The organism is Clostridium frigoris, from assembly GCF_018861865.1.
Classification (GTDB): domain Bacteria; phylum Bacillota; class Clostridia; order Clostridiales; family Clostridiaceae; genus Clostridium_AD; species Clostridium_AD frigoris.
The window spans coordinates 1-26,125 of the sequence record NZ_JAHLDV010000049.1 but is presented as its reverse complement, the minus strand read 5'-3'; the positions used below and the strand labels follow the sequence as shown (position 1 = coordinate 26,125).

Below are 26,125 nucleotides of genomic sequence, written 5' to 3'. Positions count from 1 at the left end.
TACAGGGAATAATATTATTGGTATTATTAATCCAACAAATAATATAAGTTTATATGGAACTCAAAATGGTTATTATAAAATTAAATATAATAACACATGGGGATACATTGCCAAATCATACGTAATTACGTCTGCAACTTCAGCAGTGGTTAGAATCCCGATGGCATCTAGTACATTAGCTAGTACAACCAAAACAGGGGTAGGCAGTACAAAAGTATGGTATTTAAATGTACGTAAAACAGCAGCTACAGGGAATAATATTATTGGTATTATTAATCCAACAAATAATATAAGTTTATATGGAACTCAAAATGGTTATTATAAAATTAAATATAATAACACATGGGGATACATTGCAAAATCATTCGTAATTACTTCAAAGATTACAACACCAGTACCAAGTACAGCTTCTCAAAAAAAATCTATAATAGCAAATGCAGATAAATTAATTGGAATACCTTATATATGGGGTGGTGCAACAACTAGTGGTTTTGATTGTTCAGGACTTGTACAGTATATTTATAAGAGTATCGGTGTTACTTTACCTAGAACAACTTATCAGCAAGCAGGAGAAGGTAGTGCTGTTAGCATAAATAATCTCGAAGTGGGAGACTTAGTTTTTTTTATAGGTAATGCGCATGTAGGAATATATGTTGGAAATAACAAATTTATAGAAGCACGAAAAAGTGGTACACTTGTACATATAGCCGACTTAAGTGGTTATTGGAGAACATCGTTTGTAACGGGAAGAAGAATACTTTAAAAATTAAGATATAATAGAGATCGTAAATAGTAACATAGCTTGTCTGCTTAACTTCCAAACTCTGAAATGGTTCAGATCCTTGGTAGATAAGGAAATGGAATGAAAAATACAAGAAAGTTCTAATGAAATAGTTAAATGAAGGAACTTAGTTTATTATATGAGTATTGGTGTTTTATAAAGATAAATTTGCTGCTTAGAAAGAGATATAAGCTAATAAGTACAGACATTAATATGCAGCTACCCAGAAGATGAATTAATAGAACTGGAATATTTGTCTCACTTAAAAAAGGCGTAACGTCTACATTAGTATATGAAAATCCTAAGACAAAGGAAACTTTTAAGGTAAGTTATAATGCATTTAAATCACGAAAAGCTAGTAAATTAGGGTGTAGAACTGAAGGAAGTAAATATAGGTGGAATTCCATTTCTTCCATCAACAACAGGACTCATGGGAGAGTTTTTAGATAAGCTAATAAATGAATCCTCATACTCAACATTTAAAAGATCACTTGAGCCTATAAGGGATTTTCTATAGAAGGAATGAGGATATTTATTAAAGATGAGGAAATCAGGGTAGAGTGCAATGGGGAATCGTATGGTTTTAGCAGGGTAGAGTTTGATAGGAAACATAGGGAGGTAATGGGGAGGATAATTAAGATAGGGAGGGATGTTCGGAGTTAGGACAGCCTATAAAAATGAGGATGGTAAAGCTTATAAAAAATACAGTTAGATACTTGAATTTTTAAGGGTATTTTATACGAAAAAGTATACGGCTGTGAAGACATGATTTGCGAATAAAATGTAGATAATTAATCTTTAATCATTAACCTACACAAATTAATTAATAATATAATTAATATGGGATTAAGTCGGAATTTAAGGTACAATATAGAGTAGATATAAGAATTAATAGTATAATTGGATAGTTATCAAAAAATTAGTAAATTCACTTCGTTAATAAAAACCCATGAGTGTCGTGAACAAATTGTAATCAATTTGTTTTGCCAATGCATCAGCGAGAGAAAAGGCTGATGTATTGGCTAAAATATAGTTATACATATATATAATTTATTTATTATAAAAATAGTGTAATTTATAAAATATCTAATTTAGAGGTGGTGTATATTGTGAGTATAGCTAAAGTATATCTTAAAAATTTTACGGTTTTTGAAGAAGAAGAGATAGCATTTTCAAATGGGATAAATGTAATTATAGGAGAAAATGGAACAGGTAAGACACATTTATTAAAGTCAATCTATGCAACTTGTGAAATGTCAAAAAAAACAGATACGGATATTGATATTATCAGTAATTATTTTAAAGGGGGATTAAGTAAAGGTGAATTTTTTACAAAGCTTTTAAAGCCCCTAATTTTAAAAGTATATGCTAATGAGTCTAAATTAATTGAGGACAAACAATATCTTATGGGTAAACTTTCATTTAATATCAATAATTCTAAAATAATAGTTGGTGATACTGATGAGGAATGTTCATATGAAATAGGATTTCCAGATAAAGAACAAAAATCAATTTTTATTCCTCCAAAAGAAATGTTGTCACATTCAAAAGGTTTTTTGGCATTAAATAACAAGTATGATATGCCATTTGATAGAACTTATATAGATATTATTACAAATTGCGAATTGCCAGAAACAAGGGAAATGTCACAATTGAATAAAAAATTATTAGCTACTATCTCAAAAGTAATTGATGGAAAAGTAATTTATGAAAATGATACTTTTTATGTAATAAAAACAAATGGATTGAAAATAGAGTTTTCATTAGAAGCTGAGGGGTTTCGTAAATTTGGAGTTTTGTGGAAATTGATAAGAAACGGATTAATTGAAAAAGGAACTATTCTTTTGTGGGATGAACCAGAGGCGAATATTAATCCAGAGTTGATACCAGTTCTTGTAGATATACTTATTGAATTACAAAGAGATGGTGTTCAGGTTTTTGTTGCAACCCATAGTTATAATTTTGCCAAATATTTTGAGATAAAACGAAAAGATTCGGATAGGGTTTTGTATCACAATTTATATAAAACTGGTAAGGGTGTTAAATCACAAAGCGCAGATTATTTTGGAAAGTTAGAAGATAATCCGATTATTGAAGCAGATTCCAAACTTTTAGATGAAATTATCAAAGGTAATTTAGAGGAGTAATTAATGGAGAACAAAGTATTGATAGAAGAAAACAAACAGTATAGATTTGATTTTTCAAATTTAGAATATGTTTTGGAAATACACAATTTAATTAGTAATGTGATGTTAAGTGATGTTGATTTTATAACTGAAACCAATAATGAAGTATTATTTATAGAGTATAAGAATGCAGGAATAAAGGGAGCGTCTAATCCAGATGCTATGCTGAAAAAAACTAAACATGAGGATTTTTATAAACGTATAGCACGTAAATACTATGATAGTCTTTTAATGTTTTGGGCTTGTAAAGGAAATGAAAAAGAATTACCGATTGTATATGTACTTTTAATTGAGCATCCATTAATTGATAAAAAATTAAGGAAAATATTAGAGATGAAAATAGGCAAGCAATTACCTATTAAATTAAAAGGCGAAAAGATCCTACGGGAGGTACTATCAAACTTTAAAGTGTATGATCTTGAAGAATGGAGGAATAACTTTCCACAAATTAAGATTACACCTGTAGTGATGTGTGATTAGTTATAAAGCAACCGAAGAAACAGAAAGCAAATAAAGTTCAGAATCTTAAAGCATCTAATTTCAAATAAAAATGAAATTAGATGCTATTTTTATGGAAAAAATTAAATATTAGTTAATAAATTCCGAATATAATATAGAGTGAAAAATATAATGCCTTTTTAATTGTTTTAAATAATTGCGGATACATGTTTTATGTAATATAAATAATGCAATTATACTTTCGTATAAATAATAAAGTTGTATAATAGATAAAGGAAAGTTTAAACATTTGTTAAAATACTTTCTAATAATATGAAAAGGAGTTGAAATATGAAAATATATAAAACTAATTTATTTAATAAGTTGAAAGAAATGCATTTTTGGAGAAAATTAATAATATCGACAATTGTTATATTTGTTTTAATAGTTGGGGGTATAGCTACTTATTGTTTTGTATTGGTAAAACAAGCAGATGATTTAATATTAAATAAAAATTATGAAAAAGCTATTATAATTTATAAACAAGTAGCAAATATGCCAGAAGTTAAAACTAAAATTTCTAATGCTGAAAAACTACAAGATTCAGAAAATGCTTTTAAGATTGGGATGAAGTATTTTGCTGACAAAGATTATAAAGATTCATCTATATCATTTCGAGGTGTAATTAAAGAAGATAGTGAAAATTATAGAATTTCATTACTAAAAATTTCTGAGGGTGATAAGTTATATATTGTTGCAGGCTTGATTAATAAGGCTCAACAAACTGCTTCTAAACAAGATTACGCAACATCAATTATTTATATGAGCACTGCGTCAAGTATAGATCCAACTAATAAACAGATAAACAAATTACTTGTTAAATATCAGACAAGTGCTAAGGCTAAATTGAAAGCAGAACAAGATGCGTTGGCTAAGGTTAAAGCAGAAGCCGAAGCTAAGGCTCAAGCAGAAGCCAAAGCCAAAGCTAAAGCTAAAGCTATAGTAGTTCAGACAGCTAAGCCAGTGACAAAAGGTAAAGTGACAGTTAAATATCCAGCATATGATTCATCTATCCCAATGTATAAACAACCATGGATTGAAGATCCATGGGTTACGGACCAAATAGAGTGGGCTAAGAAGAATAATTTAAAATAAATAGGTGGTCAATAAACTAAAGATAAACTTAGGAGGATTTAATTATGAAAAAAAATTATATTTTCCCAATAGTGGGAACAGCATTATTATTTTTATATGGTATTGTTGGTATAATAATTCTTATACAACCATCCCAAAGTAGTAGTGAACAAAATGCTATTACAGATACTATAAAGCACCTAAGCGGTTATATGGGTCTTTATTTAATTATAAGCTCTATATCTTTATTTGTATTTTTAACCGTAATTTCAAATATTGCAGAGAATACAGTTGCAATCCGAATGAATTCAGAGAAGTTAGTTCAAAAAGAAATTATTTAAGAGTTGTGGAATTATTTTTTAATATAATGAATATTTTTATGAGAAGTGGACAAACTACTTAATATATTTATCCAATTAGATATATCTTTTCTCTTAAAAGGGCCTATTGATACTAGGCTCTTTATTTTTTTGTGTTTTAATATAAATTATTATAAAAGGTTTGTAAATAAGTTAACGAACCATGAATATGAAACATTTTGATAGCAACCTACCCTACATAATTCTCATAATTATAAGTATCATTCCACATTATATTAAATTCATGTCTATAATCTTTTGCTATCTTTTCATTAGAGATTATTACTAAATTCTCATCATGATTATTAGTCGCTGACCCTGTATAATTATAACTTCCTGTAGTAATAATCTTACTATCTGCTATCGTTACCTTAAGATGCATATAACCATAATGAGTATTTATCTTAACCGGTATTCCTAATAGCTTTAACCTATTTAACTGTTCACCTACCGATGCATAAACACAAGTTTTGCTATCAGTTAAAATACGCACAATAACTCCCCTTTTCTTACTAGATATAATAGCATCAACCACATTAGGTAAAGTTATTGTGTATATCGCTATATCCAACGTATCTACTGATGTGTCTATAACCTTTATCATTTGTTTATCTAAATCTCCTGTTACCCTTGTAAAATAATACTTTATATAAGTAGCTGGTAAAGATGCAGGCTTTGAAGAAGTAATTACATGATGTCCTTCCCATATCACATCAGACTTTATTTCATCATACTCGTCCTGTATTACAGATTTCTCTTGCATCTCTAAATAAGTTTTATTCTTGGACTTCTTTCGCATTCCAAATAAAATTCCTATTAAACCCATTAATACTAACTCCTAATATTGATCACCTATACATACGAAAGAGATAGGAAGTAGATATAATCCACCTCCTATCTTAAATTACTGTTAGTAATGTTGCTATGACTCATTACCAAATAACCTTTAGTTTTATCCATCATCTCTTTAGGTGTACACCCAACAAACAACATAGCTCCTAATATAATATATATTATCTTTTTATGCCAGAGATTGGATAATTAGAACACCGAGGTCCAATAAGATATTAGCAATGTAAAAACTGGAACGTAGTGACTAGTTTCTACTTGTTAACATTGAAAGAAAAAAGATGCAAGTGGAGTATAAAAAACAGTTGGGTAATTATAAAAATATAATAAACAGATTATTTGATGAAGATGATAGTGTAGAAAACGAAGGTAGCTTGAAAGATTATGAGCCACAGGAACCTACAATGCGAGAGGAACCTAAAATTGGTAGAAATGATCTTTGTCCTTGTGGAAGTGGTAAGAAATATAAGAAATAAATTAACGATAAATCCTTATATATCAATGAACTAAGCTAATTACATATTTAAATTATAGTTACAAAATAGCTATAATTAAAAAATTGACCTAATAATTTAAGGATTCTACTGCAAAAACCTAATAGAATAGAAGATAAGAGATAATTTAAGCAATACTAAGATAAAAGATATTATAGATGGATATGATGATATGATTCCAAAGTCCTATCTTAATAAAGTCCCAATTGCTGGAACTGTTTTAAATAGGACTTTGGGAGTATTTAGTGAGCTTGTTTAAGGTTGCCTTAAATCATTTCTAACAGCTGTTTTTTCTTTGCATCAAATTCTTCTTGTGTTATAATTCCAATATCCAATAGTTCCTTAAGTTCTTTTATCTTTTCAATGGGGCTTTTTTCTGATGTTGTTTCTTTTGCTATTATAGAAGGCTCATGTTTTTTTCCTATTCTGTCTCGTACAAGAGTTACAAACTCCATTATATTTTTTGAATGAATCCATTTTACTGTTACCTTATTACCTGTAGCAAAAAATGAAATCTTATGACCCATAAAATCTTTACTTACTTCTATACTTGATATATTTAGATAAGGGAATACTTCCATGTCATAACCAAACATTTTTTTTGCATAGAATATTATTCTTGTTTCTGTAGCCACTAAAACTCCATTTCTTACTGAATCGTTATTCATAATTTTGGCTTGATAGGCACCAAATATATGAGATTCTATTTCTTCTCCATTTTCCAAGTGGGATTTTAATTCTACTAAGTTTTTTTTCTCATTTGCCATCTTTTATCAATCCTCTCATTATCATTAGTACATATAACATTCAAATATTTTCTGTATATAAAGCTATACATATTTATGATACTTTATCAAAGATTATATTACCTGTAACTTGTACCATTTGTCAAGTAACAAGAATATGAATGCATGTCATCGCCAAGGACGGCAGACTATATATAACAAGTGGGTTGCTTCACAATAGGTATTAGTAAGAGTAACTTAAACAGCGATGGTATATGTAATTTATACCATTGCTATTTTTATTGAAACTAAAATGATCTAGAGAGCGTTTATAGTATGTGTATTTCAATAGATTACAAAAGGATCACCAAAGCTGATGTCATTAATTATGTATTATATAAAAAAGTGTTAATAACAGATGATGAGGATATAAAAATAGTTTTTAATATTGGAGATGAAGATATAGATTATGATAATTACTTAAAGGGGCTTGGAGCCGAAAAGCTCACTGTTGAAAACTCTAATTATTATTCTAAAGAGCAGGAAATGCTCGACAAAGATTTAAGAGATTATACTTTAAGTGGTGGCGAACATGAGGAAGTTCTTAAATTACTAAATTTAGTGAAGTATAACCCAAATGCAAGCCTAGAATACGAGGACGATTAGTATCAAATTTAAACGGTCATTTAATTCAATAAGTTTTTGTTAGAGCTTTGGGAAATTAGATAAAAATTCAGTAAAGATAGCGTGACGAAAATAGAATATTCGATGTTGACAATATTTAAGTGGAGTTTTGTTTTGAATTTATTATTAGGGGGAAAACAGATGAGTGAATTAGCAAAAAACAATAAAATGATGCAGGTATTGGATTGGGCTTATGATAAATCCTTAAATGGATTACCAGGAACATTGTCAGCAGAAGAATTAGGAGATTCATATTTAAATAAAAATGGTGGTATTGCTATAAAAGCATGCGATAGCTTAGTAAATTGGCAAGTTGGTAAATGTGCTACATCTGGATTTTTAACTGGATTAGGAGGAATAATAACATTGCCAGTCGCAATTCCTGCTAATATTTCTAGTGTAATATATGTTCAAATGAGAATGATAGCGGCAGTAGCACATATAGGTGGGTATGATATAAATGATGACAAGGTAAAAACTTTAGTATATATGTGTTTAACAGGTAACGCAGCTGTAGATATGGCAAAAGACTGTGGTATAAAAATAGGAGTTAAACTAACACAATCAGCTATACAGAAGATATCTTTTGAAACAATAAAAAGAATAAATAAAGCAGTAGGATTTAGACTAATAACAAAGTTTGGAGAAAAGGGCATATTTAATTTAGGAAAAGCAATTCCAGTTATTGGAGGTATAATAGGTGGCGGAGTTGATTTAGCTTCAACTAAGGTAATAGGAAAAATTTCAAAAAAAGTATTTGTAAATTAAACATGTTATTTTAGCAATATAGATTTGTACTTTTTAAGAAGCTTTTACTAAGTTTTAAAGCTTAATTAACTACATAAAATTTTTAGCAATTTCAGTCGCAAGCTCCTTCAAAAATTTTCTCAGGGTATGTGAGCAAATCATTAATATGAGTCGTTTTGTTAATTAGTGGTGATGTTTAATAGATCAGGAAGACAGCAAAAGCATGCTTGTTATTTTTCATGGAATAATCTAAGAGATAATGCTTAGTAATCTAAGCCGCACAAAAGTAAGAAAGTATAAGTGATTAGAAATATTTTTAGTGAAATAATGCTTAGAAATAAGCCTTACAAAAGTAATTAGGGGTTCTACATATTGAATAATTGCTCGCAGGATCCATCACACCAGTAGCGAGTCATGGATATAAATAGACTTACCTATAGATAAAAAAAAGGCATAAAATAGAACAGTACCAAAATAATTTTAATATTAATTTCATAAAACCTCAAACTTTTCTCGCATTTTCCTTGTATTATTATATTAAGAAATTAATAACAAATAAGGAGGAAAAATCATGTTAGCAAAATCTATAAAGGTTTGTTAGCAATTTCATTTATCCAAGAGGGTGTTATAAACAAGCGTTTAAGGAAGGATTAATTAATGATATAGAAATTTGGAACGATATTTTATTATCAAGAAATTCTACATCTCATATTTATGATGAACAAGATTATGAAAAAATTAAAAATAAGATAATAAATCATTACACAGGTGCCATAGAAGAGCTATTAAGTAACCTTTCAAAAGTTGTAATGTGATATGTATGGAATAGATAAAAAAGTGTAAATATTTAGAGGTCAAATTGTATTTAAAAAGAAGAGCAATTAATTATACAACGGTACGTAAAATTATCAATAGCCATATTTGTTTATTTCATTAAGTTTTTCCTTAGAAATTTGAAAAGCACCTTTAAATCTTTCCTCATCTGGAGTCTCAAAGTATACTTCATCTGGAGAAAGTTTTGTTATGATACTTTTAAATATTTCTATAGATTTATCTGAATCAGAATAGTTTTTTATTATAGTGATGTCAAATATAAATTTTCCTTTAAACCACTTTCTAAATTCCATCATGTTATTTATATACTTTTTAAGTGTATATCCTTCTAGTGGTCTTTGTAATTTTTGAAAATCTTTTTCATTAGTTACTGCAAGTTCACCAACTACTTCATCACACATTTGAAGAATATTTCTATATTCACTATTATTTAAAACGTAGCCGTTAGATAGCAATCTTATTTTAATGTTTCTATTTTTAATTAGTTTAATAACATCCTTAATTTCTGCATTGGCTAATGATTCACCATTTTTAATAACCACAAGTTCTAATTGATTATCATCCAAAAATCTTGAAAGTTTAGTTATAAATTCTTTAGTTCCTTCAAAGTGAAATGTTCTATTAGTTTTAACAATTGTTCTTCCCAAAGGACAAAAAACACAATCAAAACCACAATAATTTTCAGGTAATATATTAATATCTACTGTTTTCAAACCAGTTATTTCGTATATATTTCCAATAGAAAAACTGTTCATTTTAATGCCTCTTTTCTTTAATAAACATTATGACCCATTTCATTTATACTAAAATTATTATAACATATAAAATGGATAACTTTGTTATATTAAATGAAGAAATTTAATAATGCATGCCAATACTTTTAATTAAGTAATGACATGTCTTTTGACTATTCCTCGTAAAAATCAGACTCACCATCAAATTCGATTTCTTCAGTAGGGCACTCTGGTGATTGTAATGAATATAGTTCAGTTGATTCTTGTATTTTACATTCCTCAAGTTTATCTTTTAGTTCTTCAATTTCTTCTGTTTGATCATCAATAAGAGTTAGCATTTGAGTAATCCCATATTTAGCATCAGATGAAAACTCTTTAGCTTCTTTTTCGTCCATAACTATAACTACCTCCAAAGTATTTCATACTTTACTGTGTTAATTAGATATACAATCAGTTGGTAACTTATCATCCCTAAGACCCTTAAATACAGGCTGCCTTAAAGCACCATTTGCAGTTCTCATCATAAATTTTACGATACATACAAGTTGAAGCTCTATCCACACTGCATTATCATTACCAGATGGTAATTCATTAAAAGGTTGTGAACACAATTCACGAGTTGATCTTATTATTTGAAAATCTTCCGTAGAGATTCCCATAGTAACATGCCCTTTATATACCAATTATTTCTCGGAGTATTGACCAAGTAATATGCTAATTACACCATGTTCTTTAAAAATATATCCACATACTACAAAATCATCATCCAGTAGATATTTAATTTTAATCCAATCCTTAGTTTTTTTATCAAGATAATATTTGCTATCTTTTCTTTTGGCCACTATACCTTCTAAATTGTTTTGCCTTGCTAGCTGATAAAATTTTATTCCCTGTTGCGCTATATAACGAGAGATTGCTATTCGTTCATTCTCCTTTAGAACTTTTTCAAGCAATTTTTTACGCTGCATGAGCGGTAAATCTGTAACAGAGTGATCGTCATAGTAGAGAATATCAAAAGCGGTAAAACTAGCGGGAAGTTTAGACGAGGAAAGCTTAATTTTAAAGGTATTAGACAGTAGTGATCGCCGCTGAATCTCATAGAAGTTTGGCACACCATCTTTAATAACAATTAACTCTCCATCTAAAATACATCTTTTATTTACCTGTTTGTGGATATTTGCTAGTTCTGGAACTTTAGTAAGCATCTTAACATTTCTTTTGTTGCGGATATCAGTTATATTTTCATCTAAATATGCAATGCTACGTTCTCCATCTAATTTTAATTCATAGATATAATCGGGGTCGTCAAATGCTTCTTGATTTTCACCAATTAGCATAGGTTTTATGTTTCTACTCTCAAACAGATCCATTATGCACCTTTGGGTGTTTTTTTACGTGGCGCCTTAGTAGCTGGTTCCTGTGCGGTTTTGTTTTGATCAATACTTGCCTTTAATGCGTCCATAAGACTAATTATATTGCTTGGTGCCTCATCCTTAGATGCAACAATATCTTTGCCAGCTATTTTTGTTTCTAGTAACTCACGTAATTTTACCTGGTATTCATCCTTATATGCTGCTGGCTCAAAAGGATTAACCATAGAATTAATTAATGCTTTTGCCATAGTAAGTTCAGCCTCTACTATCTCTGGCTTATTATAGGATTTGGGAAGATCTTTAATTTCATCCTCAAAGTACATTTTTGATATTAATATTCCATCTGCGCGTGGGATGATAGCAAGTAAAGTTTCTTTAGTGCCCATTACAGTTTTTCCAATTGCAATTTTCTGTTCACTCATAAGTGCTGCACGTAGTAATTCAAAAAATTTGATTTATTATAAATTCATTACAAGCTAAATACAATAAGTTTTAAGGTTCTTTTATTTTGGGCTTTAGTTATACTTATAACGGTATTAATGTAATAATAAAACTATATTGTAAAAATAACGTATTTATTATGAGGTATAAAAAATAATAGGGGGGTATATACATATGAATAAAAAAATTATACGTTCAGTTATGGCTGCTGTAATGATAGCAGGATCAACATCTTTCTCAGCTTTTGCGGCAATGCCTACGGGCAGCGTAGTAATAGGTAATAAAGCTTTTGAGTTAACTTATGCCAATAACTTGGCAAATGCTTCTGAGATCACTGCTGCAATAGCTGGTGGTGGATCAGTTTATGTTAAAGATTTTAACGGAGAATGGACTTCTAATATTTCAGGATCAAAAGTAGCTGCAAGCCTTATACCAGCAGTAACTTATAAAAACGCATCAGGTACATCTAATTTTTTTGCTTTTGATGCAGATATAAATACGGTAGCTACATCAGCATCAGTAAGTGCTATTGCGGCTAATCAACTTAAAGCAACATTCAATGGTAAAGTATCAGATACAAGCAAAGTTGCATTTACAGTTAAAAGAGAAGCTACTCCTATGACAATGGTTACTACTTGGAATGACGCTAAAACAGAAGCTACAATGACTTATGAAAATAATTTACCAGAAGATATTTATACAGTCGGTGTAATGAATGGCATTACTAATATGGGATCAAGTACAGTAGCTGTTACAAAACAGAAAGTAGCTAAAATCGAGATAGGTGATACTTTAGCTGTAGATCATCCTACACCTCAAAGTGGAAGTGATGGTGGTGGACTGTGGCCAGGACATGGTCATGTTTCATACAAAGTATTTGATCAATATGGAGTAGATATTACAAAAAATTCATTAGCAAGTAGCTCAAATATAAATTGGACTTGCTCAATAGGTTCTGTTTCTGCTTCAAATGGGTTAATCGACATACAGGCAGCTTATGATGTAGGACTTTTGACACAATATGCAACAACAATTATTACAGCTACTGATTCTGATAGTAATATAAGCCAAAGTGCTACACTTAAAGTTTTAGCTCAAGCATTGCCAGTTACGTCAGTAAATAAAATTAAAAATACAACAAAAAACATAGGTGATAGTTATACATTACCAGTAACAGTAACCGCGACTTTAGTTGATAATACAACTAAAGATTTTGCTGTGACGTGGAATAAAGTGGCAAGTACGAAAGTATCAGGACAATTTACATTTACAGGTACATTAACAATGGTAGATGGAGTTGTTAATACAGAGAATGTAACGGCATTAGCTACACTAATTGTCTCCATGCCTATCCTTGACAAGACAGATATAACGAGAAAATTTGACGAAAATTTTAAGAGCGTTGTATATATGACGATAGGAAAAACTGCTCCTTCGCCAATACTTGAGTCTGATGTTAAAGACATAAAATCAATAGATATGTCTGGTGCTGAAGTGACTAGTTCAAGCGGAATAGAGTATTTTACATCATTAACTGATTTAAATTGTTCAAATAATGGGCTATTAACTCTAGACGTAAGTAAGAATACAGCATTAACTGCATTATCTTGCTGGGGTAACAAGCTAACAAAATTAGATGTAAGTAAAAATGTATCATTAGATATTTTACAGTGCAGTATGAATCAACTAACAACATTAAAGGTAGATTCAGCATTGACTAATTTAAATTGTCAGTATAATAAATTAACAACCTTAGATTTAAGTAAGAATCCAGCCGCAATTTCTTATTCTTGCGATCCTAATGTAAAGGTAATTAGGAATAAAAAATAGTACCCTAATCTTACAATGTTGTAATTAAGGATTAGCAAGGCGATAACTTTCAGTTATCGCCTTGCTAACTATCACAAATCAAAGGGATTGTTACAAATTTGCACAATCTACCTCTTTTGATGATTTACTATACTGTATAAAAATTATATTATGACTATAGACACTCCAACACAAATTTTTTTATATTAAATAAAAAATTTACTAATGGATTCTATAATCAAACTAAAATTTTTAAATTAAAAGGAGATAGATTAATTATGGTAAATTATGAAAGAATTAAAACATTAAAACCTGAAGGAATTGAAAATAAAAAAGCATATTTAATTGGAGGAGGTATCGCTTCATTAGCAGCTGCGCAATACCTAATCCGTGATGGTCATATGGATGGTAAAAATATAACTATTTTAGAACAAAAAAATATTCTCGGTGGTTCTATGGACGGTGCTGGAAATGCAAAAGATGGATATGTTGCACTTGGCGGAAGAGAAATGGAAGAGCATTATGAATGTATGTGGGATTTATTCGGCAAAGTACCATCATTAGAAGAACCTGAACGATATGTTTTAGATGAATTTAGAGAATTAAATAATGCTGATCCTAACTACTCTAATTGTCGTGCTATTGCTAACCGTGGAGAAAAACTTGATTTTTCAACTCTTGGACTAGCTCCAAATCATGTTAAACAACTTACTAAATTATTTCTTGCAACCGAAGATTCTTTAGGTGCAATTACTGTTGAACAATTTTTCGATGCTTCATTCTTGGAAACTGATTTTTGGTTATATTGGAGAAGTATGTTTGCATTTGAAAATTGGCATGCTCTTGTTGAAATGAAACGTTATATGCATCGTTTTATACATCTAATGCCAGGAATGAATAAAATGGAAGGATTAGTTTTCACTAAATATAATCAATACGATTCAATGATTCTTCCACTAAAAAAATTGTTAGAGTCACAAGGAGTAGTATTAGACTTAAATACAAAAGTAACTGATTTAGATATAGATATAACTGCAGATAAAAAAACAGTTACAGGAATTCATTTAACTCGTAATGGAAAAAAAGAAGAACTTATTAAAACTACAGAAAATGATTTAGTATTCTTTACTAATGGATCCATGACTGAAAATGCTACACTTGGAAATATGGACAAAGCGCCTATACTCGATAGAAGCGAAGGTGCATGCTGGAGTCTATGGAAAAATATAGCTAAGAAAGATGCTTCATTCGGAAAACCAGAAGTATTCTGTAGTGATATTGACAAAACTACATGGGAATCATATACAATAACTGCTAAAGGTCCTAAAATGAGAAAACTTATGGAGAAATTTGCGCAAAGAGAGTTCGCTCCACATCAAACTGCAACAGGCGGAATAATAACAATTAAAGACTCAAAGTGGTTATTAAGTGTTACTGTTAACAGACAACCTCAATTTACTAATCAACCTGATGATGTTATAGTTATATGGGCATATGCTTTATTCCCTAACAATGAAGGTGATTTCATTAAAAAGAAAATGAGCGAATGTAATGGTAGAGAATTATTACAAGAACTGTTATATCATTTAGGAATTGATGAAAAAGATATGGATGAATATATTGATACAACAATTGTAATTCCATCTATCATGCCTTATATTACAAGTCAATTTATGCCTCGTGTTAAAGGAGATAGACCAGAAGTTGTACCTGTTGGTAGTACAAACCTTGCATTTATAGGTCAATTTGCAGAAGTTAAAGGTGATTGTGTATTTACTGTTGAATATTCAGTTCGTTCTGCTATTATGGCTGTATATACTTTACTTGGACTTGAAAAAAACCCACCTGAAATATATCCTAGCCAATATGATGTACGTATTGTTGCTAAAGCAGCTAAAGCAATGTATAGTGGAAGACCATTACCTGCTGAAGGAATTATCAAAAAACTATTAAGCAATACAAGTTTGGAAGGCTTAATTTAAGCTTATTTGAAATATAAAGAATAAAAAGCTATGAAATATGAGTTTAAAAACTTAATTTCATAGCTTTTATATATAATGCTATTAAGGCATTTTGAATCCTAGTAAAGCTTTATGGGTATCTCCACTTATTATTTTATTAAGATTCTCAATGATTTGCTCTGGATTATCTATCATATCTTTTCTTATCCATTCAAGCAATAAACCAACAAGAGCAACCTTATAAAAATTCACTACAAATTCCTTTCTTTTTTCAGACACTTCTTTGCCTAAGGTAATTTCATCTACAACATTTAAAACCAGGCTGTACACTGCACTGTATAGGTGAGTTTCTAATTTGTCTCTACCAATGGAGTTATAAGTATTTAGTACCATTTTGCGGTTTGCACTCAAATAATGAAATATTCTCAAGAATCCTTCTTGCCATGTCTTATAGGTTTTATTTTCTTCCATTACATTTGAAACTTCATTTTTAAAAATCCACTCTAAAAGTGCATACATATCTTGAAAGTGATAATAAAATGTACGACGATTTACATTACATACTTTAACAATATTATTTACTGTAATTTTAGCTAAAGGAGTAGTAATCATTAAATTTTTTAATGATTGTGCTAAAGCTTGTTTGGTGATATCTGACATACTTTTTGCCTCCTTTTGTGAAATATACATACATTATATTTTGAATATAATATTTAGTCAATTTTTAATATATTAAAAACTGAAAGCTCCTAGTTTATTTTCACTGATTGCAAGCTTAAAAGCTTTTAGTTAGGAGTTACTGAAGTATATTCCTATTAGGGTTGCGTGACTAATTATCTTTGTTATATAATTATAGTCGATAATACTTGGTAAGATATTTTAGAGGAGTATGAAATTCTAAAATAGAAAATGTGGATAACTTTATAAAAATATTTAAAATATACTAAAGAGTAGAGAGAAAAGGTGATATAAATGAAAGATTATTATGAAATATTAGAACTAACCGCGCAGGCTTCAAAAGAAGATATAAAAAGTGCTTACTTTAAGAGCGTAAGAAAATATCCACCGGATAGATTTGAAGTAGAATTTATAAATATTAGAAAAGCTTACGAAATTTTGAGTAATGAAAAAACTAGAAAACAGTATGATTCAATAAATAATTTAGATTCTGATGTGAAAGAAAATTATAGCTTAGCAATAAGCTATATGGAAGAAGAAAAATTAAACAAAGCGATTAAAATTCTTCAAAAGATGCAGAAAGAAGATTCAAAATCGCTAATAGTAAAAGCATTTCTAGCAGAAGTATATTTAAAAAATAGTAACAGTGGTAAAGCTCTGACGATATATGAAGAATTAACTTCAGAGGAACCGGAAAACTCAGCATTTGCAGGCTATTTAGCTAATGCTTATTTAAACAGAGGTTGGCATAAAAAGGCTATTTTAGCCTACAATAAGGCAATAGAACTTGATAGTGATAATATTTCTTTGTGGCTTGGATTAAGTGAAGCTTATGTAGAAAATAATGAATATATGAATGCTAGGAATGTCTTAGAAAAGTCTTTAGAGGTAGTTACAGGTATAAAGGATAATACAATAATATATCTAGAGTTAATAACTATTGATATGAATTTTGAAATGTTTTCTTCAATACATAAATCTATAGATAAGTTGGCAGAGCTTGCAATAAATAATGATGAAATAAAAGAGAATATAACCTCTACATTATCTGATCTAGCATCTTATTTAATGCAAGTGGAAAGAATGGAAGACGCTAAAAAGATAATACAGAAGGCAACAGAGATAATACCTGAAGATAAAGATGTATTGCTAATTAAAAACGAAATTGAAAACTATATGAGATATATAGATGATTTTCGTAAAATGAAAGAAGATAAAAAAATAAAACAAGAGATTGTTGCTCTTATTGCTTTCAATGTACTTCCAAATAATGAATTAGGGATGCACGATGAAGAAGAAAAAGAAGCAATGACTCATTTTCAGGAGTATATCGTATTAGATAATTATGATAACGACAAAACTTCTCTTAAAAAACTAGAAAAGGATTATCCAGATTTATATGCTTTAAAGGCAGAGTTCTTTAGTAAGTTAATTAATAACATTGAAAGAAAAAAGCTCCAAGTGGAGTATAAAAAGCAGTCGGGTAAATATAAACATATAGCAGACAGATTTTTTGATGAAGAGGGTAGTGAAGCAAGCGAAGATGGCCTAAAATATTATAAGCCACAGGAACCTACAGTACGAGAGGCAGCCAAAGTTGGTAGAAATGATCTTTGTCCTTGTGGTAGTGGTAAGAAATATAAGAAATGCTGTGGAAAATAATTATTACCGTCTATGGGGTGTGGACAACCACCTAAAAATAGGAAACATCAAATGTTTAATTCGCTGAAGTGAATGTAAGAATGATAAGGAAGGCCCATATTTGGACCTTCCTTATCATTCTTATGTTTAGTTGTACTAATAGTATTTATCACTATTAAATAGAAGTAATATATTATAAAAATGAAGCAATTAATTCTAATTTATTGTCGAAAGATCTTAAACATTAAAGTAGTCCTTTAGTTTATTTGGACCCGCAAGTACCGCCTTGTCTATGAACAAAGTTCCATCCTCCTTAGTGTTAATATACCATTTCACAAGTTGTATTTGACCAGAATCAATTTCTATAGCTGTAATACACCTTGGATGAACACAGCTTCCATCATTAAAATACGGAGGCTCACCTACTTCAGGAAACATAGGTCTATGAGTATGTCCTGCAATTAGCATCTGCTTTTTTTCAATTGACCATTTAATAAGCTTTTTTTCTATTGCTTGCTTTTTATGAAAATTTTCAGCTGTTCTGGTTGGATCATTTACTCCAAAAAAATTAAGGGGTTTCCATAAATATCTCACTAAAAATCTGGTTAATCTCCACGTTTTATAATTTATAAAATCGACTTGATGTCCGTGTATTAGAAATATTTTATTCTTAGTAACTGCATGTCTTAAGATTAATCCCTCATGAAGCTTAATGTTTTTAAATAATGGAATATATTTCTTACTTGGCTCATCAAAATAGGTATATAAATTATCTTTTACAAACTTATCGTTTCCTTTTACTATATCATGGTTTCCAAAAATAAGTTTGAGTCTATCCTTATTATAGAATTTTGACAAAAGCCAGAAAACATCACGGTGTTCCAGCTTTATTTCAGATAGTCTTTTATTCTCCCAAAGTTCATCTCCATCCCCAATCTCTATATAAGTGTAATAATTATCATAATAATGAGTTAAGGCAGCAAAATAAATATTCTGATTTTTAGAAAAATCATCTGACCAGTTTCCGTCACCCCTATGGCAATCGCTCATTAAAACAATCTTAGAGGAATCATCAAATTGAATTTCTTCTGCTGATTCAAAGACCTTTGATATACGATTTATTGTGCTCATTTTTTCCTCCTTCTAAGGCAATGAACTTTATATATTCTAAATATATTCTTCAAAGAACGTTCTAAGACTCGTAAAAAAGACATAAATTCAACTTCTGTCAACATTTATTTATTTCAAGTAATTTTTAATCTTCTTATAATATATAAGTAAATTTTTATTAATGCCCATTTTAATAATTTTTTTATATATATCAGGTGCTTGCCTTTGAATTGCTACTATTTTATCCGATAAATTGTCATATGCTTTTGTAATATCCGCATACCTATCACATAACAGTTTGTTTTTCTCTTGTATTATCCTATCAGTTTCAATATAAATATCTTTTTTACCTACAACAATAATTAAAACCTTCCTTAACCCTTCTTTGCCCAATTCCTCTTGAACCATCTTACTTTCTCCATACATTTGAAGCTGTTTTAGTCCTAGCTTCTTTATTTTTTCTAAAGTATTCCTAAAGGTAATTTTTTTCTCTTAAAACTTCAAAGTTAGAAATGTCATAAGGTATTCTCTTCATATAAGCCCACTCTTTCGTTAATTCTATTTATTCAATTTTACTATTTCTATTTAAAATAATATACCCAGTAAGAAAAGTTTAATTTATGTTTTAATAATTGCATCTTTTTTTATTGTATAATTAAGGCAAAACAGAAAAGCTAAATATATAAGTTAGCTATTGTGATAAAATGGTTATAAATAAAAACCATAAAAATAATGGAACACATGGAGTTGATATTATGAACTATAAAGAGGTCCAAGATAAATTGAATGATGATAAATTTAGTCACAAATGTATCTTAGTTAAAGGGAATTCAGCAAGTGGTAAAACAACTCTTGCAATTACTAAATACAGGAATCTAATAGAAAATGAAAATATTAAAAGTTCAAATATATTATGTTTATTTATGAATAAATATCAAAATATAACATGGACCAAAGATATGATTTTCAATACTTCTGGTGAGATTAGAAAAAGCTCTTATTATGGATTTATTAGGAGAGAACTATCTCTTTATTGGCCCTATGTAACTCAGAATTGCAAGGAAATAAAGATTAATATATTAAAGCCAGAGTTCGCATCTTTTGATGCTACCAATTATGCTATGAAAGCGTTAGTTGAGCATTTTAGAAAAGTTAAAGGATATTTTCAAGATATAACGTCAACATCTTCAAAAATAGCATCAGATTTAATTTCTAACATTAATAATGCTGCACTATCATTAGTTCCTTTTGATGAAATAGGAACTAGGCTTTATAATTCATTAGAGGTTAGGGATTTCTTAGTTAAAGAAACATATAATCAATTGGACGAAGTAACTATGTATTATATTTCGAAATTACTCTGTAATGGTGTTTGCGATTATGGACTAGCATTTTATTTATATAATAATTATTTACTTCACGATCCAAGATATAATAGTATAAATAATATTAGATATCTTATAGTAGATGATATAGATGAAGCATCACCTGCAGAGCAAGAATTGATATTTAAGATTATTAATAATGTAGACAGGGCGTATTTGTTTTATAATCCTAAAGGGGGCCTTTGTAGTTACTATGGAGCTAATATTGATTATTTGAAGAGTAAATTAACTATTGGACATCACGAGATTATTTTAGACAATCATTTTTGCTGTGATGATGATTTTATTAACCTTGCCATTGTAATAGATAACAGGGCTCACAATCTCTTTATGGAAGATAAAATAAATGAAGATGTACCAGCTTTTATAGATATGACATCACAACTAAGATCCGAAATGGTCCAGAAGATAATGTTAAAAGTTGAAGAACTTTTAAATCAGGGATTTATGCCAAAGGATATAGCAATAATATGTCCATTTAATGATTTCATTATTTCCTATGAACTTTTGAAAAAAGCAAAGGAATTAAATATATCAGTTATGGAGACTTCTAAAAAGGATAGATTTATAGACAATGAATATCTACACCCGTTAATAGTGCTTGCAGTATTGTGTAACGATTATAAAAGTATCCTTTTAACAAAGGAAGATTATAAAAACTTTTTCTCTTTTATGTTAAGGCTAGATGTTATTCGAGGGTCTTTGCTATATCCTTTTGTAACTGAAAGTGAACTGCAAGATATTAGTCTCGATATTGAAGATAGAGTAGGCAGCGAGGCAGTAGGTAAATATAATGAGTTAAAAGAGTGGATAGAAAATTATAAAGTTAATTTAAGGGAGCACAAGGGTTCCCTTGGCGAATTTTTTAGAAAAGCATTTTCAGAGGTTCTTATAAGGTTACCAAATGTTAAAGAACATATAGAGGACTATATAGGTTTATATGAAATATGTGAAGGTTTCATAAATACTTTAGATAAACTAGAATTTAAAGGGAAATCTTCAGAGGAGAGATTTATAGAATTTATTCGAGGTGAAGGAAGTGGATTTTATTCTATGAATCAGATTCAGGGAATGTTATTACAAGATAATAGTATAGTATTAACATCTCCTTATACCTATTTGACATCTAATTTAAGCAGTAAGGTTCAGATATGGACAGATATTAACAGCAATATGTGGTCTCCTAGAAATGTCCACGAATTATCAAATTCTTATGTATTAAAGAGTAATCGGAATAGTGAAGAGATGTATACCGAAAGGGAAGAAAATAATAATGTTTATGGAATTCTAATGTCTGTGGTTAATTGTTTATTAAGAAAATGTAGTGGTGAATTATATATATATGGCAGTGAATATTCTTTAAGTGGGTTTGAGCAAGAAAGTAAATTTGCAAATATTCTTATAGACATATTAAGTGAGAGAGGTGAAACCATTGATAGAGGAGATAAATAAAGCGACAGAGTCGATGGGTACAGCAACGAAGTTGATGAGTACAGCAACGAAGTTGATGAGTACAGCAACGAAGTTGATGAGTAATGAAGTTAAAAAAATAGTTTATAGGGATGATCAGTTGCCTATAATGCAGTATCGAGGAGGAAGTATGGCAGTTCCAGCAGTTCCAGGAGCGGGAAAGACTTTCATAATATGTAATCTAGTATGTGAAATTATAAAGGATAAGGTCCATAAACCTGGTAAAATACTTATTGTAACTTTTATGAATAGTGCAGTTAACAACTTTAAACATAGAATCTCGATGGTGCTACAAAATAAGGGCATAAACGCAAGTAATGATTATGAAGTCATGACCATCCATAGTTTGGCACTAAAAATTTTAAAAGATAGACCAGATGTAATGGGGGTTAATGAGGAATTTAAAATATTGGATGATGTTAATAAAAGTTTATATTTAAATAATTGTATTTCAATGTGGCGAAGGAAGGGCGGAGAGGGCATATTTAAGAGCATGATATTGGATAAATCCTTAAATAAATACTCAGGGAAACAAGATAAATGGTGGAATGATTTTTTTACAACAGTTGATACGATTATTGGTGAATTAAAGATAAATGACATTTCTCCTGAAAAATTAAAAGAAAATATAAAATCATTAGATAATAATAGTATCTTAGTACATATATCTGAAATTTATGATACTTATAGTAAAATTTTAAAAAGTGAGGGGTATATAGATTACAATGATTTGCTAATTCTTGCGTATAAACTTTTAAAAACTGATGATACAGTTAGAGAAAAATTACAAAAGAAATATACCTTTGTCTTTGAAGATGAATGCCAAGACTCTAATTTAATTGAAGGAAAAATATTAAGCTTAATTTCAAAGAAAAGTGGTAATTTAGTAAGGGTGGGGGATGTTAATCAAAGTATAACAGGAACATTTACAGCGTCTGATCCTAAATTTTTTAGGGAGTTTTGTGGTAAGGCAAATAATGCTTTTAAAATGTTCATGGCAGGACGTAGTACAAATCATATTATTGATTTAGCAAATGAATTAGTTGAGTTTACAAACAATAAGCATGGAGAAGAAAAATGTAGAAATGCATTAGTAGATCAAAAGATTAAAAGTTTGGATGATGAAGTTGAAACCGGCCAAGATAACTATGGGATAAGCACTATGGTTTGTAATTCAAGAGAAGAAGAAACTAAAAAAGCAGTTCGCGTGGCTATGAAATTTAAAGAAAAATTTCCAGGCAAAACCTGTGCAATACTAGTTCCTTTTAATAATCAAGTTAGAGAAATAGCAGATATGCTTAGATCTTATAATGTTGAGTGTGATGAGTTATCAAATAAATCAGATAAAAAAATTAAAGTTACAAGTACACTAGGATATATACTGAAATTCATTTCAAATCCACAGGATAGTGTCATATTTACAGATTTAATTAAGAATGTATTTTGCGAGGAACATAATGAAGAAAGTGAAAAATTGTTTGGCTTTATTTGTAGTTATGATGTTGAAAAGCTGATGTACCCTAGTTGCGGTACTATAAATGAACTGGATATTCCAGGAGAAATATTAAACTCTAAGGTGTATAAGCAATTGATAAGTTCCATGGATTTAATTAAAAGGATATTTAAATATCCTCAGACACATTTTGATAGACTAATTTTATATATTAGCGATGTTCTAAATTTTACGCTTGAAAATAGAGCAATGTCAGAGGCGGTTGCCTCATATGTTAGATTTGAGTCTATTGAAAATAGTGAATTTTCCTTAGCTTATGTAGCAGAGCAATTGCTAGATGGAAAGAATAGTATACTCGATTATATATCAGGTATAATATACGATTTAGAGGGGTATGAACCATCCCCTGATAGAGTAACAGTATCAACTTGTCACAAAGCCAAAGGATTAGAATGGGATTGTGTATTAATATTAAATATTACATCTTATCAGTACCCTTATATGACAACTGATAAATTTAAAGACTATTATTATTTAAAGGATGAATTTAAAAATCCAACAGTTATCTGCAGGGCTGAAATTGCTAAAATTCTAGGTAATAATATTTGCGAAGATCCATTAAAAGAAGCTAAAATACAAATAATAAATGAAAAAATAAGGCTTTTATATGTAGGGATAACAAGGGCCAAGGAATATTTAATCTTAATGGCAACGCAGTCTAATGAAGGAAAATGGAATGAAGATAAACCATCAAAGTATTTTTATGTTCTTCAAGATTACATAAATAGCCAAAGGGGTGTTTTATAGATGTTAGACATTAGAAAATTAAATCATGTCTACTATAGTCAAAATCTTTTAAATACTTTTGATAAATGTCCTTTTAGATTTAAAATAAAATATTTGGATAATATCAGATGGAAAAAAGATTCAATAAATGATGAGGATTATTATGAGAATATGAACATGGGACTGGATTTTCATCTCATAGCTCAAAGATATTTTTCAAATATTCCTGTGGTCATAAATGAGAGTAATACTGAATTGCTCGAATTTACAAAGTCACTTCGAGAAAAATTTACTATTATAGATGAAAATATATATTTGCCCGAATATGAAATTAAAATGAGGAAAGATAATATTAGGATTCAAGCAAAGTATGATTTAATAATTATTAAGCCAAATAATAAAATAGAAATATGGGACTGGAAGACAGAAAATAGGAAGCTTGATTATAGTGAAGTAAGTAAAAGAATGCAAGCTATTGTCTATATGTATATATTAGGAGAAAGGTCTTTTGAAATATTTGATAGAGAGATATCATTTGAAGATATAAGTATGAGCTTTTGGCAACCTCAGTTTAAAGAGGATATCATCACTATTAATTATTCAAAGAGCATGCATAGAATATATGAAGAAAAAATCAGGTCGATAACAAGCAGGCTTAACAATTATGATTTTAGTTTGGATTTCAATATTGAATTGTATAGAAAGAAGTGTAGGTATTGTGAATTTGCTGGTGATACTCAGGTATGTGACGCTTTTGTGTAACGATTAGACGATTCAATGATGAGAATTAATTTATGATTATTTTATGAATGGAGGGAAATATTTTGAAAATCACTGATATTGAAATAGGATATATTTCTGTGCCTTTAAAAAGACCTTTTAAAACTGCAATAAGAACAGTAACTTCTGTAGAAGATATTATAGTTATGATTAAAACAGATTCAATTAGCGTTGGTTATGGCGAGGCTCCACCTACTGGTGTAATAACTGGCGACACTAGAGGTGCTATCATTTCTGCTATTAATGATCATATTAAAAAGGCAATTATAGGGATGGACATAGAAAATTTCGAGGAAATTATGATCAAGTTAAACAAGTGTATTGTTAAAAATACTAGTGCCAAAGCCGCTATAGATATGGCTCTTTATGATCTTTATGGCAAGCTCTATAAAGCACCATTATATAAGTTGCTTGGCGGTTATAGAAATGAACTTATAACTGATATTACTATAAGTGTAAATGACCAAGATGTGATGGCTAACGATAGCCTTAGCGCAATTGGACTTGGCTATAAAACACTAAAAATAAAAGTAGGTACAGATTCGACCTCAGATATAAAAAGGTTAAAAGCTATAAGAAAAATTGTTGGCCCGGGCGTGAATATTAGAATTGATGCAAATCAAGGCTGGAAACCTAAAGAAGCTGTTTTGACACTTCGAAAAATGGAGGATGCTGGACTAGATATTGAATTTGTTGAACAACCTGTTAAGGCCCATGATATAGAAGGCTTAAAGTTTGTTACTGATAATATTTCTATACCAGTTATGGCCGATGAAAGTGTTTTTTCTCCTATGGATGCTCTTAAAATTATGCAGATTCGTGCGGCTGATCTCATCAATATAAAGCTTATGAAGACTGGTGGAATTTACAATGCATTAAAGATATGCTCAATAGCAGAGGTTTATGGCGTTGAATGTATGATGGGCTGCATGTTAGAAGCAAAAATCAGTGTTACAGCAGCTGCACATCTTGCGGCCGCCAAAAGCATTATAACAAAAATAGATTTGGATGGTCCATTACTCTGTAGCATCGATCCCATTATAGGTGGCTCAATTTTTAATGAAAGCCTAATAAAGTTTTCGAATGCACCTGGCCTTGGAATTAGTGGAATATTGGAGATAAGTGAGTATTAAATTGGCTTATCAGTTATGATAAGCCAATGGGGCCTGTAAATAATTTTGTGTAAACAGAATAAAATGTACTCTTTCTTGGCAATAATTGAGATAAGTAATTATCAAAGATTGTAAGGAGGAGTATTTTTATGTCCAACATT

Annotated in this window: 26 protein-coding genes and 1 pseudogene; 17 read left to right on the top strand and 10 right to left on the bottom strand. The window is 29.7% G+C overall.

Features of this window, described 5'->3' with window-relative positions:
* From KPL37_RS15630 to KPL37_RS15610, 6 genes are all read left to right on the top strand, one after another.
* Positions 1–763, top strand: a 763-nt coding sequence (locus tag KPL37_RS15630; protein ID WP_216150869.1) for a C40 family peptidase, incomplete at its 5' end; no start/stop codon positions are given.
* A 135-nt stretch (positions 764–898) separates the two neighbouring features.
* On the top strand, positions 899–1,015 hold the full coding sequence (locus tag KPL37_RS20415; protein ID WP_425514043.1) for a nuclease domain-containing protein: 117 nt from the start codon (positions 899–901) through the stop codon (positions 1,013–1,015).
* 875 nt (positions 1,016–1,890) lie between these two features.
* A complete protein-coding gene (locus KPL37_RS20320; RefSeq protein WP_216150867.1) occupies positions 1,891–2,928 on the top strand; it encodes an AAA family ATPase in 1,038 nt (345 codons plus the stop codon).
* A 3-nt stretch (positions 2,929–2,931) separates the two neighbouring features.
* Positions 2,932–3,447, top strand: coding sequence for a hypothetical protein (locus KPL37_RS15620; protein WP_216150865.1), 516 nt, complete (start codon positions 2,932–2,934; stop codon positions 3,445–3,447).
* Positions 3,448–3,756: 309 nt separating this feature from the next.
* On the top strand, positions 3,757–4,560 hold the full coding sequence (locus KPL37_RS15615) for a hypothetical protein (protein WP_216150864.1): 804 nt from the start codon (positions 3,757–3,759) through the stop codon (positions 4,558–4,560).
* Positions 4,561–4,604: 44 nt separating this feature from the next.
* Positions 4,605–4,880: a hypothetical protein gene (locus KPL37_RS15610; RefSeq protein ID WP_216150862.1), complete on the top strand. Its 276-nt coding sequence runs from the start codon at positions 4,605–4,607 to the stop codon at positions 4,878–4,880.
* Positions 4,881–5,088: 208 nt separating this feature from the next.
* On the opposite strand, the gene KPL37_RS15605 is transcribed toward KPL37_RS15610, so the two are convergent.
* Positions 5,089–5,724 carry a phospholipase D-like domain-containing protein gene (locus KPL37_RS15605; protein WP_216150860.1) on the bottom strand — a complete coding sequence of 212 codons (636 nt, stop codon included), beginning with the start codon at positions 5,722–5,724 and terminating at the stop codon, positions 5,089–5,091.
* Positions 5,725–6,139: 415 nt separating this feature from the next.
* Here KPL37_RS15605 and KPL37_RS20410 point away from each other — a divergent pair.
* Positions 6,140–6,223 (top strand): annotated as a pseudogene (locus KPL37_RS20410) (SEC-C metal-binding domain-containing protein); the annotation flags it as partial.
* Positions 6,224–6,507: 284 nt separating this feature from the next.
* Here KPL37_RS20410 and KPL37_RS19860 read toward each other — a convergent pair.
* The gene (locus KPL37_RS19860; protein ID WP_246578324.1) at positions 6,508–7,008 is read right to left on the bottom strand and encodes a PH domain-containing protein; all 501 of its coding nucleotides are present in this window, start codon (positions 7,006–7,008) and stop codon (positions 6,508–6,510) included.
* A gap of 363 nt (positions 7,009–7,371) precedes the next feature.
* On the opposite strand from KPL37_RS19860, the gene KPL37_RS15590 reads away from it, so the two are divergent.
* The 3 genes from KPL37_RS15590 to KPL37_RS15580 all read left to right on the top strand — a co-directional run bounded on the left by KPL37_RS15590 (position 7,372) and on the right by KPL37_RS15580 (position 9,212).
* A complete protein-coding gene (locus KPL37_RS15590; RefSeq protein WP_216150859.1) occupies positions 7,372–7,632 on the top strand; it encodes a hypothetical protein in 261 nt (86 codons plus the stop codon).
* Positions 7,633–7,791: 159 nt separating this feature from the next.
* Positions 7,792–8,418: an EcsC family protein gene (locus KPL37_RS15585; protein WP_216150858.1), complete on the top strand. Its 627-nt coding sequence runs from the start codon at positions 7,792–7,794 to the stop codon at positions 8,416–8,418.
* A 587-nt stretch (positions 8,419–9,005) separates the two neighbouring features.
* Positions 9,006–9,212 carry a nucleotidyltransferase substrate binding protein gene (locus tag KPL37_RS15580; RefSeq protein ID WP_216150873.1) on the top strand — a complete coding sequence of 69 codons (207 nt, stop codon included), beginning with the start codon at positions 9,006–9,008 and terminating at the stop codon, positions 9,210–9,212.
* Positions 9,213–9,305: 93 nt separating this feature from the next.
* Here KPL37_RS15580 and KPL37_RS15575 read toward each other — a convergent pair whose 3' ends face one another.
* The 5 genes from KPL37_RS15575 to KPL37_RS15560 form a co-directional block, all read right to left on the bottom strand.
* Positions 9,306–9,986 (bottom strand): radical SAM protein, encoded by a 681-nt coding sequence (locus tag KPL37_RS15575; RefSeq protein ID WP_216150857.1) that lies wholly within the window; start codon positions 9,984–9,986, stop codon positions 9,306–9,308.
* Between the two features lie 152 nt (positions 9,987–10,138).
* Positions 10,139–10,360, bottom strand: coding sequence for a hypothetical protein (locus KPL37_RS15570; protein ID WP_216150856.1), 222 nt, complete (start codon positions 10,358–10,360; stop codon positions 10,139–10,141).
* Positions 10,361–10,399: 39 nt separating this feature from the next.
* The gene (locus tag KPL37_RS20315; protein WP_343216292.1) at positions 10,400–10,648 is read right to left on the bottom strand and encodes an ATP dependent DNA ligase; all 249 of its coding nucleotides are present in this window, start codon (positions 10,646–10,648) and stop codon (positions 10,400–10,402) included.
* Positions 10,649–11,335, bottom strand: coding sequence for an ATP-dependent DNA ligase (locus tag KPL37_RS15565; protein ID WP_343216291.1), 687 nt, complete (start codon positions 11,333–11,335; stop codon positions 10,649–10,651).
* Entirely contained in the window at positions 11,335–11,793 is a 459-nt protein-coding gene (locus KPL37_RS15560) for a Ku protein (RefSeq protein ID WP_343216293.1), read from the bottom strand. Before KPL37_RS15560 ends, KPL37_RS15565 begins: the two co-directional genes overlap by 1 nt.
* Before the next feature lie 160 nt (positions 11,794–11,953).
* Between KPL37_RS15560 and KPL37_RS15555 the strand changes: the two genes are divergently transcribed.
* Together KPL37_RS15555 and KPL37_RS15550 are read left to right on the top strand one after the other, a co-directional pair.
* Positions 11,954–13,609: an Ig-like domain-containing protein gene (locus tag KPL37_RS15555; RefSeq protein ID WP_216150854.1), complete on the top strand. Its 1,656-nt coding sequence runs from the start codon at positions 11,954–11,956 to the stop codon at positions 13,607–13,609.
* A 257-nt stretch (positions 13,610–13,866) separates the two neighbouring features.
* Positions 13,867–15,570: an oleate hydratase gene (locus tag KPL37_RS15550; protein ID WP_216150852.1), complete on the top strand. Its 1,704-nt coding sequence runs from the start codon at positions 13,867–13,869 to the stop codon at positions 15,568–15,570.
* Between the two features lie 81 nt (positions 15,571–15,651).
* Here KPL37_RS15550 and KPL37_RS15545 read toward each other — a convergent pair whose 3' ends face one another.
* The gene (locus tag KPL37_RS15545) at positions 15,652–16,209 is read right to left on the bottom strand and encodes a TetR/AcrR family transcriptional regulator (RefSeq protein ID WP_216150850.1); all 558 of its coding nucleotides are present in this window, start codon (positions 16,207–16,209) and stop codon (positions 15,652–15,654) included.
* A gap of 312 nt (positions 16,210–16,521) precedes the next feature.
* Between KPL37_RS15545 and KPL37_RS15540 the strand changes: the two genes are divergently transcribed.
* Complete coding sequence (locus KPL37_RS15540) at positions 16,522–17,889, top strand: tetratricopeptide repeat protein (protein WP_216150848.1); 1,368 nt, start codon at positions 16,522–16,524, stop codon at positions 17,887–17,889.
* 216 nt (positions 17,890–18,105) lie between these two features.
* Here the strand turns inward: KPL37_RS15540 and KPL37_RS15535 are convergent, their stop codons facing one another.
* Positions 18,106–18,999 (bottom strand): metallophosphoesterase, encoded by an 894-nt coding sequence (locus tag KPL37_RS15535; RefSeq protein WP_216150846.1) that lies wholly within the window; start codon positions 18,997–18,999, stop codon positions 18,106–18,108.
* A 108-nt stretch (positions 19,000–19,107) separates the two neighbouring features.
* Entirely contained in the window at positions 19,108–19,296 is a 189-nt protein-coding gene (locus KPL37_RS20490; protein ID WP_484793064.1) for a DUF4474 domain-containing protein, read from the bottom strand.
* 437 nt (positions 19,297–19,733) lie between these two features.
* On the opposite strand from KPL37_RS20490, the gene KPL37_RS15525 reads away from it, so the two are divergent.
* The 4 genes from KPL37_RS15525 to KPL37_RS15510 all read left to right on the top strand — a co-directional run bounded on the left by KPL37_RS15525 (position 19,734) and on the right by KPL37_RS15510 (position 25,985).
* Complete coding sequence (locus KPL37_RS15525) at positions 19,734–21,815, top strand: hypothetical protein (protein WP_216150844.1); 2,082 nt, start codon at positions 19,734–19,736, stop codon at positions 21,813–21,815.
* On the top strand, positions 21,796–24,093 hold the full coding sequence (locus tag KPL37_RS15520) for an ATP-dependent helicase (protein WP_216150842.1): 2,298 nt from the start codon (positions 21,796–21,798) through the stop codon (positions 24,091–24,093). Before KPL37_RS15525 ends, KPL37_RS15520 begins: the two co-directional genes overlap by 20 nt.
* On the top strand, positions 24,094–24,834 hold the full coding sequence (locus KPL37_RS15515) for a PD-(D/E)XK nuclease family protein (protein ID WP_216150840.1): 741 nt from the start codon (positions 24,094–24,096) through the stop codon (positions 24,832–24,834). It abuts the gene before it with no gap.
* 62 nt (positions 24,835–24,896) lie between these two features.
* Positions 24,897–25,985, top strand: coding sequence for a dipeptide epimerase (locus tag KPL37_RS15510; protein WP_216150838.1), 1,089 nt, complete (start codon positions 24,897–24,899; stop codon positions 25,983–25,985).
* Positions 25,986–26,125: the final 140 nt, after the last annotated feature.

Bases quoted from the DNA above. Each gene is read 5' to 3' on its own strand.
- KPL37_RS20415 (WP_425514043.1), top strand. From the start codon at position 899: ATGAAGGAACTTAGTTTATTATATGAGTATTGGTGTTTTATAAAGATA.
- KPL37_RS15620 (WP_216150865.1), top strand. From the start codon at position 2,932: ATGGAGAACAAAGTATTGATAGAAGAAAACAAACAGTATAGATTTGAT.
- KPL37_RS15615 (WP_216150864.1), top strand. From the start codon at position 3,757: ATGAAAATATATAAAACTAATTTATTTAATAAGTTGAAAGAAATGCAT.
- KPL37_RS15610 (WP_216150862.1), top strand. From the start codon at position 4,605: ATGAAAAAAAATTATATTTTCCCAATAGTGGGAACAGCATTATTATTT.
- KPL37_RS15605 (WP_216150860.1), bottom strand. From the start codon at position 5,724: ATGGGTTTAATAGGAATTTTATTTGGAATGCGAAAGAAGTCCAAGAAT.
- KPL37_RS19860 (WP_246578324.1), bottom strand. From the start codon at position 7,008: ATGGCAAATGAGAAAAAAAACTTAGTAGAATTAAAATCCCACTTGGAA.
- KPL37_RS15585 (WP_216150858.1), top strand. From the start codon at position 7,792: ATGAGTGAATTAGCAAAAAACAATAAAATGATGCAGGTATTGGATTGG.
- KPL37_RS15575 (WP_216150857.1), bottom strand. From the start codon at position 9,986: ATGAACAGTTTTTCTATTGGAAATATATACGAAATAACTGGTTTGAAA.
- KPL37_RS15570 (WP_216150856.1), bottom strand. From the start codon at position 10,360: ATGGACGAAAAAGAAGCTAAAGAGTTTTCATCTGATGCTAAATATGGG.
- KPL37_RS15565 (WP_343216291.1), bottom strand. From the start codon at position 11,335: ATGGATCTGTTTGAGAGTAGAAACATAAAACCTATGCTAATTGGTGAA.
- KPL37_RS15555 (WP_216150854.1), top strand. From the start codon at position 11,954: ATGAATAAAAAAATTATACGTTCAGTTATGGCTGCTGTAATGATAGCA.
- KPL37_RS15550 (WP_216150852.1), top strand. From the start codon at position 13,867: ATGGTAAATTATGAAAGAATTAAAACATTAAAACCTGAAGGAATTGAA.
- KPL37_RS15545 (WP_216150850.1), bottom strand. From the start codon at position 16,209: ATGTCAGATATCACCAAACAAGCTTTAGCACAATCATTAAAAAATTTA.
- KPL37_RS15540 (WP_216150848.1), top strand. From the start codon at position 16,522: ATGAAAGATTATTATGAAATATTAGAACTAACCGCGCAGGCTTCAAAA.
- KPL37_RS15535 (WP_216150846.1), bottom strand. From the start codon at position 18,999: ATGAGCACAATAAATCGTATATCAAAGGTCTTTGAATCAGCAGAAGAA.
- KPL37_RS15525 (WP_216150844.1), top strand. From the start codon at position 19,734: ATGAACTATAAAGAGGTCCAAGATAAATTGAATGATGATAAATTTAGT.
- KPL37_RS15515 (WP_216150840.1), top strand. From the start codon at position 24,094: ATGTTAGACATTAGAAAATTAAATCATGTCTACTATAGTCAAAATCTT.